Source organism: Streptomyces sp. NPDC057743 (assembly GCF_042798755.1).
In the GTDB taxonomy this organism is placed as follows: domain Bacteria; phylum Actinomycetota; class Actinomycetes; order Streptomycetales; family Streptomycetaceae; genus Streptomyces.
Genome location: NZ_JBHVJX010000005.1, coordinates 255555 through 267614, shown reverse-complemented (window position 1 = coordinate 267614; position 12060 = coordinate 255555). Strand labels below are relative to the sequence as shown.

Below are 12060 nucleotides of genomic sequence, written 5' to 3'. Positions count from 1 at the left end.
AACGGGTGGAGGCTTTTCCGTGGAGAGGTACCTCAATTTCATGCTGATCAGGTTCGGCCTGATCGCGGGCGGAGTGGTGGTGCTCGCGCTGCTGATCTTCGCGGTTGCGGTGGTGCTCAGGCGCAAGGGGAAGCTGGAGGACGCCCGCCGGTACGCCGACCCTATGGTGCGGGCCGGACTCCGGGCCGCCGCCCGGCGGTTCGAGGACGGCGGCAGGTCCCGGGACTCCCGGACGCGACGTTGGGACGGCCGGCGGTGAGCGGCCTGGCGATGGGGTCGTCCGAGCTCCTGCATCACCTGCTGATCGACCGCGCCATCAAGATCGTCATCGTGGTGGCGGCCCTGGGCGTGGTCGCGTTGGGAATGGCGGTGATCTGGCGGTGGGCCGGCCGCCCGCGGGACCGACGGGACTGAGGCGGTTGGGGGTGGAGCGGTAGGGACGCGGCGCGGTGGAGCCAAGGGGCGCCGCCGCGTGCCATCGCCACGCGAGGTTTCCATGCAAGGTCTCCACGCAAGGTCTTCGCGCTCATTGGCCTCCGCAGCCGTGCCCTCCGCAACCATGGCCGCCTCCGCAACTGTGCCCTCCGCCGCCATGGCCGCCGCCATGTCCGCCTCCGCCATGGCCGCCTCCGCAGCTGTATCCCCCGCAGCCATGGCCGCTTCCGCAGCCGCCGCCCCCGCCGCCCCAACTGTTGGTCTTGCCATACGACCGACCGTTCGCCCCGCCGCTACGGCCCCAGCTCCTTCGCCGCGCCGAATAGGCCCGTTGCTGCTCGTGCAGACGCCGTGCCCGCTCCTCCAGACGCGTGGCCCGCTCCTCGTCCCACTTGCGCCTCTTCTGCTCCTCCTTGCGGATCTCTTCGCGCCGGGCGGCGTCCCGCGCTGCGCCGTCGGCCGGTTCCCACGGGTCGAGGCCGTGGCAGCGTCGCGGCAGCAGCGGGGCGACCATGACACCCGCATACGTGTGCTCCGACGCCTGGTATGCACTGCGTTCGATGACGGCGTACTCCAGGGCGACCTCGGCTCCCTCCCAGGGCGCGCCGTACAGGACCGCCTCGAAGGGTTCGCTGTGCGGGTCGATGTCGTAGTGCCCGTCGCTGACTTGGTAGGTGGAGCTCGTGCCCAAGAGGCGCGCCGTGCTGTCGGCGTCCCGGTCCTTGGGGAAGTACGCGATCAGGGGCCGCCCCGAGGTGGTGTGGGCATCCGGATACAGCCAGTGGTGGCCGTCCGGCGCGATCCGTACGCCCACCAACAGGGCCGGCTGGGGCTCCTCTTGTAGGCGGCGCGCCGCTCGGAACGCGACGTGGCCGCGCCCGTACACAGTGGTGCCGGCAACGAGGAACAGCAGGGCGGCGACCTGTTGCCCGACGGCGTTGTACGCGGGTGCGTGGTCCGGTGCCGTCAGGCTCTCCACGAGTCCGTCGGCGAGGAGGGCGCCGGCGATGAGACAGAGGACGAGCCCGAGGTAGAACTGCGGGTAGCCGCGGTAGTCGTCCGTCTCGGGCGTCCGGTCCGGGAGTTCGAGACGGCGTGGGCCGGCCGCGGCGAGTGCGAGCGCCCGCTGCTTGCGGCGGGCCCGAAGCCGCAGGCACGCACCGACCAACGCCCAGGCGGAGGCGGCCAGAGCCAGGACGTATCCGCTTCTGTCCAGTTGGTCGCCGGCGTTGGGCGACGCCACGGACACCGCCGCGTCCACCGCGACCACGACCGCCGCCGGCACGGTCGGCACCGGCAGATACCGGTACCACAACGGCAGCGCGACCAGCAGGACCATGGCGGGATAGCCACACCAGTCGGTGCCGCCGGACGTGGACCCGCCACCGCTCCAACGCGAGGCCGCGAACCCGGACGTCAGAACGTAGGAGACGGCGACCAGGACGACGAGGACCCAACTGCCCGCGACCGGGGCGAAGACCGCCGGGACGCGAGCCTTCCTCCAGCGCTCGGCGTCGGCGACGGACCAGGACGCCACGCCCCCCTCGGGCAAGGCTCCCAGGGGTAGGCGCTTGACGTAGTCATCCATGGCCCGCTCCTTTCTCCTTCCGCAGCACGCCGGGCAGCCGCGGCCACGGCTTTGGGCGAGAGACGTCCATCCCCATGCTGGGAGCGGCCGATGAAATCGCCGTGAACCAGCGACGAGCCGCGATCCGCTAGCCGGCGCGCTACGGTCGTACGACCGGCCAGTACGGGCCCCCAACCTCAGCAAGTAGCCGCAGACCAGGGCGGGTTGGAGGGAAGCCGCCCAGGCATCACCTCGCTCGTCCGTGAATCACCGCCGGCGAGCCGGTGAGACAGCGAACAGCCGATTGGGCCGATCCGGGCAAGTGACGTACAGTTAATCCTGCCGTCGCGGGGTGGAGCAGCTCGGTAGCTCGCTGGGCTCATAACCCAGAGGTCGCAGGTTCAAATCCTGTCCCCGCTACTGAAAGGGAAGGCCCGGTATCCACCGGGCCTTCCCTGTTTCCCGCTGCGGGAGCCTGGGAAATCCGGCCACGTGAGCAACGGCGCGCAACGCTCTCCCTCCGAGGGGCAAGCTGCCACATGGGCAGAGCAGGACGAAGAGGAGCGGGGACACCTCGGCGCGGTCGCTCACAGATAGGCGTCAACTATTGGCTGCTGAAGAGGCGAGTGCCCCAGATCTCGACAAATGCGCCCGCACTCACATGGTTGACCTCGAACCCGGCCCCGGCAACGGCATCGGCGAACGCCCCGGCGTCCCAGACCGTGTACCAGCGGCGCCCGTCGGGTTCGTCGAGCCAGCCGGTGTGGCCGACGGACTTGAGGCACGCGTACAGCTTGCCGCCGGGGCGCAGCAGCTCGGCGAACTGGCCGAGCACATCGATGGTTTCGGACTCGCGCAGATGCACCAGCGACGCGCAGGCCCAGATGCCGTCGAACGTCCCGGCCGGGAACTGGGACCCGACCTCACGAAGGTCGCACTGTGAGGTGGGCGCATGGGCGTTGGCCATGGCGACGAACACCGGGTTGAGGTCGACGCCCCGGGCGCGGTGACCGTGGGCGGTGAACCGCGCGAGGTCGCGGCCGGGGCCGCATCCGGCGTCCAGGATGCGTGCGGGCGTCGGCAGCGAGTTGGCGAACTGCGCAACCCGATCGGCCATCTTGGGGGCGTGGTTGACCGCGTAGTCGTCGGCGTGGTCGCTGTAGACCGCGACGGACTCGGCAGCCGGGTCGACCAGCGGCTCGCTCCCACTGGTCGAGTTCGGTGAAGTCTCTCGCAAGGGGTTCTCGTTTCCCTCGTCACCGCAACGTCTCAGGCCGATGTCTCCAAGCGCTCCGCTGGAACGCGAGGGTGCTGGGCGAGAGGGGGCTGGGTGACTCGGCGGCATCTGTCCATGATCCCGTCACCGGGTCGAGCAGGTCGAGCGGATTTCACCGCGATACCTGCTCGACGGCGCTCCCCAACGGTCAGATCACGGCGCCTGTCGGGGAGTTCCCGCCGAGAGGACGACCTCCACCACTACGCCGTCAAAGACCACAGGCACGATCCACACGCTCTAGGGGAGGCGGGCCAGCAGGTGCGCGTCGAGGAAGCCCCGCTCGGAGGCCGGGTCGTGGACCAGGCGGGCGAACGGAACGAGGCCGGCCCCGGCCAGCAAGTCGGCGAACTGGTCCACGGGCCAGCTATAGGCGGGCGTCACCTTGTGGTCGAAGCGGACCGGCTCCGGTCCGTCGGTCGCGAAGAACGAGACCAGGAGCAAGCCGCCCGTTGCCAGGACCCGCACCTGCTCGGCGAGCAGCGCGGGCAGTTCCGCAGGCGGCGTGTGGATCATCGAGTAGTGGGCCAGCACGCCGCCGACCGCGCCGTCCTCGACCGGCAGGGACTCCATCCGCGCCTCGTCAAACCGCAGCGTCGGATGGGCCTGCCGGGCATGCTCGACCATGCCCGGAGAGACGTCGAACCCGCAGGCGTCCAGCCCCAGTTCGTGCAACATGGCCGTCAGATGTCCGGGTCCGCACCCGACGTCGACGGCCCGCGGGTTCTCCGTCGCACGCACCAACTCGGCGAAGGTCCCGATCATGTTCCGCGAGAACGGCTGCGTCTCCAACCGGTTGGCGAACAACGACGCATACAGCTCGACGACCCCGTCGTAGGCCGCCCCGGTCTCGTCCTGGTGCTCCATCACGGGCAAGGAAGCTAGCATCCGCGCACGCTCGCAGCTCCTCCGCCCCCGTACCGCTCCCTGCGGGAGCTGTTCCATGCCGTCAGCCGTTGCGGAGGACGGGACGGGCTTGCGGTTTCGACTGGGGCGGCTCGATCCGATCGAGTGCGAGGAGCAGCGCTACCCCGGCCAGGCAACGGCCGAATAGGCAAGATAGACGGGATGGACGGGATGGACGGGATAGGAGGGTGTCAATCCCCGTCAGTCGTCCCGGGTTTGTTGAGCGAAATCTTCCGGATGGCGGGGGAAAGTCAGGGTTGTAGGGGCTGTCGATTGGTTGGGTGGGGCCTGGGGGGAGAAGTGTCGACTGCGACCGATATGCTGCTTCAGCGGTGAAAACCTGTGGAAGCGGTGTCAGTGGGGCCACTTATGCTGCGTCAGGAGATCACGGGGGACAGCCACGGGGAACAGTCACGGGGGAACAGGAGAGTTGCGCGGCATGTTTGGCAAGTTGTTCGGCAGGGGTGCGGAGAGGCCGTCGGCGAATCCGCACGCCCTTCCGGTCCCACGGAGGCAGAACGGGATCTACCCGCTGCGCGCACTCGGGGACGCGCGGGTGCTTGCGCTGGTGGAGGCCGCCGCGGCGGGTGACTGGGAGGCGGTCAAGGCAGCGCTGGCCCCCTTCGACCTCGGCCGTGACGACCGGGTCCTCGGGCAGTTGGCCGACGTGGACGGCGTGCAGGACTGGATCGGCCGGGCCGTCGAGGAGGACGGGGAACACCGGGCGGCGGCGCTGCTGATATCCGGGACGCGCCACATCAGCTGGGGCTGGGAGGCGCGTACCGCCGAGCTTGCCAAGAACGTCACGCAGGAACAGTGGCGGGTGTTTCACCAGCGGCTCAGCATCGCCGAGGAGCAGTTGCTCGAAGCCGCCGAGTTGCGGCCGGAATGGGTCACGCCGTGGAGCCATCTCCTGACCTCCGGTCGTGGCGCGTCGCTGGCCCCCGTCGTCAACGAGGCCCGGCTCCACGCCGCCCTGCGTCGCGACCCGCTGAATGTGGAAGCCCACCTTGAGTGGGTGTCGCAGTTGCAGCCCCGTTGGGGCGGGGAGCCCGGCCAGGCCCTGGCGTTCGCCCGCGGCGCACTGGCCCACGCCCCCCAAGGGCATCGCCTGGGCTGTGTGCTCGCCATGGCGCACATCGAGGACTGGGTCGAGTCGGACCAGGGGGACTGCCTCCAAACCGCCGTCATCCAGGCCGAGTTGCGGGCCGCGGCCGACCACAGCATCCTGCACCCCGCCTACGCGTACCGCCCGGGCTGGCAGCACGACTTCCACATGTTCGCCATGGCCTTGTCGTTGGCCGGTGAGCGGCACACGGTCCGGCGGGTCTTCGGGGCGCTCGACGGCGCCTACACCAGCTGGCCCTGGAGCTACTTCGCGGAGCCCGAGAAGCAGTTCGCCCGCCTCCACCGCCGCGCCTGAGCGCACGCCGGCCCCGCTTCGTCCGCCAACCCGTTTCCCCTCTCTCCGGACCGCCCGATGACTCTGCCCCACACTGCCACCAACGCCACCGGCGCCGACCGCACCTTCCAGGTGGACCTGCGCGGCCTCGTCGACCTCCTCTCCCACCACCTCTACTCCAGCCCCCGCGTCTACCTGCGCGAACTGCTGCAGAACGCGGTGGACGCGCTGACCGCCCGGCACGCCCTCGCCACGGACGCACCCGCCGACGCCCTCGGCATCCGCCTGTACGCGGACGGTTCGGTGGTGCGCGTCGAGGACGACGGCGTGGGACTCACCGAGGCCGACGTGCACGCCTTCCTCGCCACGATCGGCCGCAGCAGCAAGCGCGCCGAGGGGATCGCCGAGCAACGCGGCGACTTCATCGGCCAGTTCGGCATCGGCCTGCTCTCCTGCTTCCTGGTCGCGGACGAGATCCGCGTCCTGAGCCGCTCCGCCCGCACGCCCGACGCCCCCGCCGTGGAGTGGCGGGGACACGGCGACGGCAGCTACCGCGTCCGCACCCTGCCGGCCTCCGCCCACCCCCGGCCCGGTACGACCGTCACGCTCACGCCGCGCGCCGACGCCGGAGAGTGGACCCGACCGGCCCAAGTGCACGCACTGGCCCGGCACTTCGGTTCCCTGCTGCGCCACCCGGTGTCCTTCACCGACGGCACGGGCGGCCCAGGCACGGTGGTGAACCCCGAGCCCGCGCCCTGGGCACACACCCACCGCACGCCGGGAGCCCGCTCCCGCGCGCTGGCCGAGTACGGCGCGGAAGTCTTCGGATTCACGCCGCTGGACACCATCGAGCTGGACCTGCCGGCCGTGGGCCTGAAGGGCATCGCGTGCGTGCTGCCCGAGGCGGTGCCGGCCGGGCGTCGGCACGGCCACCGCGTGCACGTCAAGGGCATGCTGCTGTCCGAGCAGGCCGAGGAGATCCTGCCCGACTGGGCGTTCTTCGTGCGGTGCGTCATTGACGCCGAGAGCCTGCGCCCGACGGCGTCCCGCGAGTCGCTGTACGAGGACGACACCCTCGCGGCCGTCCGCGACGCCCTCGCCGAGCGGCTGCGCGGGTGGATCGCGCGGACCGCCGCCAGCGACCCGGAGCTGCTCGGCCGCTTCCTCCAGGTTCACCACCTGGCCGTGAAGTCCCTCGCGGTGCACGACGACGACATCCTGCGGATGCTGCTGCCCTGGCTGCCGTTCGAGACCACTGACGGCCACACCGCCCTCGACGAGTTCGCCCGCACCCACCGCACCGTGCTCGTGACGTCGAGTGTGGAGGAGTTCCGGCAGGTCGCGGCGATCGCCTCGGCCGCCGGCCTCGGCGTCGTCAACGGCGGCTACACCTACGACCGTGAACTGGTCCACCGGCTGCCCGAGATCAGGCCCGAGGTCAGCGTCGCCGACCTCGACCCGGCCACCCTCACCGCCCACCTCGACCCCGTCGACCGGGAGACGGAACTGGCCGCCGCGTCCTACCTCGCACAGGCCCGCGACGCCCTCGCGGCCTTCGACTGCGACGTGGCGCTGCGCACCTTCCAACCCGCCTCCGCCCCCGCCCTCCTCGTCGACAGCCGAGAGGCCCGGCACGAGCGCACCCGCTCCCAGCTCGCCCGCGAGCAACAGGGCGGCCTGTGGGGAGACATCCTCGGCGCACTTCAACAGGAGGCCCCGCGCGCCCAGTTGATCCTTAATCAGCTCAATCCGCTGGTGCGCACCGCCCTCGCCATCGACGAGCCCGAGCTTGCCCGCACCAGCGCCGAAGCCCTCTACGGGCAGGCCGCACTGCTGTCCCGGCGCCCGCTCAGGCCCGCCGAATCGAGCCTCATCAACCGCTCCTTCCTCGACCTTCTCGCCCACGCCCTGCGCAAGGACCGCTGACGATGCCGACCGCACCCCAGACCACCGACGAGCTCTACCGCGCGCTCCAGGAGAACGACCGGCGTCCCTACGGCCGGGCCCGTACCGTCACCGCCGAGGAACTCGTCGACGCCGCCGAGCGCTTCGCGGAGCCCGTCCCCCTCGTCCACGCGCTCCTCGAACTCCAGGAGGCGTACACCTACGGCTCCGAACCCCGGAAGTCGCCCGTCGTCTTCGCCCGCCTGCTCACCCTCTTCGACGAGCAGCCCGAGGTGTTCGACGAGCGCCTGCGCCACACGCTGTTCTGGCGCTTCAAGTGGGTGGCCAACGCCCTGCGTGCGCTGCCCGAGATACCGCTGGCCAGCCTGCACCAGTGGCTGAGCGAGATGCGCGACCGGTACGAGCAGGCCGGCCTCGGCCTCCAGCCCTACTACGGGCAGGCGTATCAACTCGCCGCCCACACCGGCGAGGACACCACCCTGGCCTACGAACTGTGGGCGGGCCGCACCCGCACCCAGCTCAGCGACTGCGAGGCATGCGAGATCTGCGAGCGTGCCCTGTACCACCTCAGGGCGGGCGACGACGAACGGGCGTTGCGCACCTGGGAGCCGGTCCTGTCCGGGCAGGAATCCTGCAAGGAGGAGCCGGCCCGCTCCCTCTCGTACGCACTGTTGCCCCTGCTGCGCACCGGCCACCCCGAGCGGGCCCGCGAACTGCACCTCGCCGGCTACCGCGCCTGCCGCCGCAACCCCTCGATGTCCGGGGAGGTCGGCAGGCACCTGGAGTTCTGCGCGCTGACCGGCAACGAGCCGCGCGGCCTGGAACTGCTCGCCGAGAACCGGAACTTGTTCGACGACGTCGACTCGCCGCTGGACCTGCTCGACTTCCTCACCGGCGTGGAGGTGCTGCTCCAGCGCGTCGAGCAGTTGGGCCACGGCGACCTGCCCGCCGCCGGGTTCACCGGCCGCACCTGGACGGTGGCCGAGCTGCGCGCCGAGGTGCACCGCCGCGCCGACGACCTCGCCGCGCGCTTCGACACCCGCAACGGAACCACGGCCCAGGCCGACCGCCGCAGCACCCGCCTCGACCGCGCCCCGCTCCTGGCTGCGCTGGAACTGACCCTGCGCAGCCGCACCCTGGACGACGTGGCCATGGCCGCCCCGGTCGCCATGCCCCCCGCTCCCACCGCCGCCACCGTCCCCGACACTCTGCCCGAACTCATCCTGCGGGCCCGGGCGTTGGACGAGCAGGGGCACCCGGACGCCGACGCGTGCTGGGCGCGACTGCGCACGCTCGTCGCCGCCCACGACTACACCCACCCCGACGACCCGGCCGTGGGGCCGCTCATCCGACTGCGCGCGGACCTGCTGGCCGACGAGGCGAACCAGGCCGGCGAGAAGGACGAGTTCGCCGCCGCGGCAGCCCTGAACGAGGAGGCCGCGAACCTGTACGACGCAGCCGGAGCGCCGGGTGACGCGACGCTCGCCCGGGCCTGTGCCGTGCTGGCCACCGCCGAGATTCCCACCCCGGGTGGGGACGGGGCGGAGGCGAAGGTCGCCGCGCTGACCGACGCCCACACCGCCATGGTCCGCCTGCACCAGGAGGCGTCCGCACTCGCCTCACACCAGGAGGCCCGCCTGCTGCGGCTGCGGGCCACCGCGCTCTGCCTGCGTCTGCAGACCTCGGGAGACCAGGAGCACATCGCGCCGGCCCTCGCCGAGGTGGACCTGCTGCACGCCTTCGCCACCCAACACGACGTCGCCGGGCAGATCTCCGGCGCACAGGTGCTGCGGGCCAGCACCTACGCGGTCTCCGGCGACCTGGCTGCCGCGGTCACCGAAATCGACGCTCTCCTCGACCGGTTGAAGGCGCACGGCCCCGCCTGGCACCTGCCCCGCGCGCTCGGCCTGCGCGGCCGACTCCAGCTCGGCCTCCAGGCCGCGCAGGTCGCGCACGCGGACCTGACCGAAGCCCTGCGTCTGGCCGCCGACTGGCCGGCCGGCGCGGTCAACACCGCCCGCCTCCACGGTGATCTGGCGGAGGCATGCATGCACCTGGGGCGCCCCGAGGAGGCACTGCGTCACCTGACCCGCTCCGCAGAGCTGGAACTCCGCCACGGCAACCGGACGGACGCGTACTGCACCTACAGCAACGCGGCCCAACTCGGCCTCGACCTCGGGCGCGTCGAGGACTGCATCGCCCTGCTCGACTCCCTGCTGGCCGAACCGGACGTGACCGCCGGAGAGTTGGACGACCGGCTCGTCGCCCAACTGCGCCTGACGCGCGCCCGCGCGCTGCACGCGGGAGAGGACCTCAAGGCCGCCACGACGGAGTTCGTCGCCCTCGCGGCCCAGTCGGCCGACTGGGACGACGACCCGGGAAGCCACGCCATGATCGCCGCGGAGACCGCCGTGCTCCTCGGCGAGTCCGGGGAGTACGCCCAGGCCCGCAAGGCCGTAGACCAGGCGCTCGCCACCCACGCCCAGGCCCCGCGCTACGAGCTGCTCAGCAACTGCCTGCGCGAACTCGCCCGCCTCCAGGCCCAGCAGCAGGGCGCCGACGGCCTGCCCGACGCCCGTGCCTTCCTCGCCGACGCCGGCCGGATCGCGGACGAGGCCCGCGCTGCCGGATACCAGGCCCGCGGCCGCTCCCTGGACACGGCCCTGGCCTACGAGCACGGACGGGTCAACGCCTACGCCGGCGCGTTCGAAGACGCCCTGGCCGCCCTGGAGAAGGCCCTCACCTTGCTCGGCGAGCCGGGACCGGAACAGGACCACGCCGAGGAGTGGGCCGAGTGCGTCCGCCTAGCGGGCGCCATCGAGGGCATCTACCTGGAACGCCCCGACCCCGCCCGCACCCGCCTCGACGCAGCAGCCTCCCGCCTCACGGCCCTTGGCCATACCGAGGACGCCGAGCCGCTGCTTTCCCTCGCCGCGACACTGCGCGACGAAAACTGATACCGCGGTGAAGGTGGCCGGGGGGCGGGGCGACACCCCCTAGGCTGCCTGGCAGTCGTCAGACATCGGCCGGTCGTCAGAGGTCGGCCGTCCGCAGGCGGGTCTGGATCAGCAGATCGTTCAGGTCGGGGGTGGCATCGGTGGCTGTGGGGAGCGTGGTTGACTGTTCGGCCTCGGTCAGCGTCGCGTGGAGGGCCTCGATGTCGGTCGTGATGTGCTGGTGTGCGGGGGCGCCGTCGAGCGTGGCGAGGTGGCCGTGTTCGGCTGCGGCCTTTGCCGTGATGAGGTCTCCGACGTAGTCCGGTGCCGGCACGTTGTCCAGCAACGTCGGCAGGTCCGCCTGGACTTCGTGGGAGCGCAACAGGTGAATGCCCGTGAGAAGCACGCGGAACGTGTAGAGCAGGGGCTTGAGTTCGCCGGTCCTCTCGAACAGGCGCCACTGTGTCTTGGCGAAACCGCGGTAGTGCCGGACGTGATGCGCCGTCAGGAGACGGGGGGCGAGGTCGACGAGGGCGGCGTGCTCGGGGGTGGTGTGCACCACGAGCGGGGAGAGGAGTTGCTCCAGGACGTAGCCGTTGGGGCGGAGCAGGAGCCTGGCGAACTTGGCCAGGTCGTGGGTGACCAGGTCCATCTCCAGGCCGGCGGCGTCCCACATGCGGGACCGGGTCTCCTGCGCGGGCGTCAGCCCCAGGACGTCGTGCAGGGGCAGCACGTGGACGCCGCGCAAGTCAACGTCCGAGTCGCGGGACGGGAAGCCGTAGAGGTGGGCGCCCGAGACCGTGGCGAACAGCAGGGGGTCTGGCTGTTCGGCGACGATGTGCGTCAGGTCCGGCAGGTCGGTGATGCTGTGCGTGGTCATGCGGGGGTGCTTTCGTGCGGCAGGGAGCGACGGCGGACCGAGATCAGCCAGTTCTCCACGTGGGTGGTGTCGGGGTGTTCGGGGAGCGGGCTCGTCGCCAGTGCCTGGTCCAGGCGTGCGGTCAGCTCGTCGCGCCAGGCGCAGACCTCGTCCCAGGACAGTTCGCCGCGGCGTACGGCCAACAGGCGTTCGCGGTACGGGCCGGCGTCGAGGTACATGGCGCCGCTCTCCAGCAGCAAGGCACCGCTGATCATGAGGCGGAGCATGTGCATGAGGTGCTTCCAGCGCGGCTCGGCCCCGCGCTCCCGGCGGTTCTTCGCCTTGGTGAACTGGGCGTTGGCGTACTGCGCGAACGTGGTGTGTGCCTTGCGGGAGAGGAACGCGGGGGCGAGGCCCCGCAGTTCGGCGCCGAGCGCGGTGTGCCGTTCGACGAGCGGGCTGTGCAGGACTTCGAGGACGTTGGGGTTGTTGGCGAGCGCGAGTTCGCAGAACCGCTCCACCTCCCAGCTGAACTGCTCGGGCAGCGGGCCTTCCAGGTGGGTAGGTGGTTTGGTCATGCGCCAGAAGTCGGCGGTGGGCGCGACGTAGACGCCGCGGCGATCGACGTCCGAGGTTGCCGTGGCAAGCCCGAACGCGCGCGATCCGACCACCACCGACAGGATCGTGTGCTGCTCCACCAAGTGCTGCTGCGCCTCTGACATGCGGCTATTTTCGTAAGGTGTGCCGCGAATGGCCAAAGGGTTTCTTGATGCCCAG

10 protein-coding genes and 1 tRNA gene are annotated in these 12060 nt (G+C 71.1%); 6 read left to right on the top strand and 5 right to left on the bottom strand.

Annotated features, from left to right (window positions below; all coding sequences use genetic code 11):
• Positions 1 to 40 precede the first annotated feature (40 nt).
• Together ACFVFQ_RS08025 and ACFVFQ_RS08020 are read left to right on the top strand one after the other, a co-directional pair.
• Positions 41 to 259, top strand: a complete 219-nt coding sequence (locus ACFVFQ_RS08025; RefSeq protein ID WP_383410652.1) for a hypothetical protein — start codon at positions 41 to 43, stop codon at positions 257 to 259.
• Positions 256 to 414, top strand: a complete 159-nt coding sequence (locus ACFVFQ_RS08020; protein WP_383410649.1) for a hypothetical protein — start codon at positions 256 to 258, stop codon at positions 412 to 414. The genes ACFVFQ_RS08025 and ACFVFQ_RS08020 overlap by 4 nt, the downstream gene beginning before the upstream one ends.
• Before the next feature lie 112 nt (positions 415 to 526).
• Here the strand turns inward: ACFVFQ_RS08020 and ACFVFQ_RS08015 are convergent, their stop codons facing one another.
• Positions 527 to 2023 carry a hypothetical protein gene (locus ACFVFQ_RS08015; RefSeq protein WP_383410644.1) on the bottom strand — a complete coding sequence of 499 codons (1497 nt, stop codon included), beginning with the start codon at positions 2021 to 2023 and terminating at the stop codon, positions 527 to 529.
• A 325-nt stretch (positions 2024 to 2348) separates the two neighbouring features.
• Here ACFVFQ_RS08015 and ACFVFQ_RS08010 point away from each other — a divergent pair.
• Positions 2349 to 2422: transfer RNA gene (locus ACFVFQ_RS08010), tRNA-Met, on the top strand.
• 184 nt (positions 2423 to 2606) lie between these two features.
• Here ACFVFQ_RS08010 and ACFVFQ_RS08005 read toward each other — a convergent pair.
• Together ACFVFQ_RS08005 and ACFVFQ_RS08000 are read right to left on the bottom strand one after the other, a co-directional pair.
• Positions 2607 to 3239, bottom strand: a complete 633-nt coding sequence (locus ACFVFQ_RS08005) for a class I SAM-dependent methyltransferase (RefSeq protein ID WP_383410640.1) — start codon at positions 3237 to 3239, stop codon at positions 2607 to 2609.
• Positions 3240 to 3515: 276 nt separating this feature from the next.
• Complete coding sequence (locus tag ACFVFQ_RS08000; RefSeq protein WP_383410802.1) at positions 3516 to 4145, bottom strand: class I SAM-dependent methyltransferase; 630 nt, start codon at positions 4143 to 4145, stop codon at positions 3516 to 3518.
• Between the two features lie 475 nt (positions 4146 to 4620).
• Here ACFVFQ_RS08000 and ACFVFQ_RS07995 point away from each other — a divergent pair, with 475 nt between their 5' ends.
• Genes ACFVFQ_RS07995 through ACFVFQ_RS07985 form a run of 3 tightly spaced genes read left to right on the top strand, consistent with a single transcriptional unit; the run spans position 4621 to position 10445 of the window.
• Positions 4621 to 5604, top strand: coding sequence for a hypothetical protein (locus ACFVFQ_RS07995; protein ID WP_383410637.1), 984 nt, complete (start codon positions 4621 to 4623; stop codon positions 5602 to 5604).
• A 57-nt stretch (positions 5605 to 5661) separates the two neighbouring features.
• Positions 5662 to 7509, top strand: a complete 1848-nt coding sequence (locus ACFVFQ_RS07990; RefSeq protein WP_383410634.1) for an HSP90 family protein — start codon at positions 5662 to 5664, stop codon at positions 7507 to 7509.
• Between the two features lie 2 nt (positions 7510 to 7511).
• Positions 7512 to 10445, top strand: a complete 2934-nt coding sequence (locus ACFVFQ_RS07985; protein WP_383410631.1) for a hypothetical protein — start codon at positions 7512 to 7514, stop codon at positions 10443 to 10445.
• Between the two features lie 76 nt (positions 10446 to 10521).
• On the opposite strand, the gene ACFVFQ_RS07980 is transcribed toward ACFVFQ_RS07985, so the two are convergent.
• Complete coding sequence (locus tag ACFVFQ_RS07980; RefSeq protein ID WP_383410628.1) at positions 10522 to 11304, bottom strand: DNA polymerase beta superfamily protein; 783 nt, start codon at positions 11302 to 11304, stop codon at positions 10522 to 10524.
• Positions 11301 to 12005 (bottom strand): DNA polymerase beta superfamily protein, encoded by a 705-nt coding sequence (locus tag ACFVFQ_RS07975; protein WP_383410626.1) that lies wholly within the window; start codon positions 12003 to 12005, stop codon positions 11301 to 11303. Before ACFVFQ_RS07975 ends, ACFVFQ_RS07980 begins: the two co-directional genes overlap by 4 nt.
• Between the last annotated feature and the right edge of the window lie 55 nt (positions 12006 to 12060).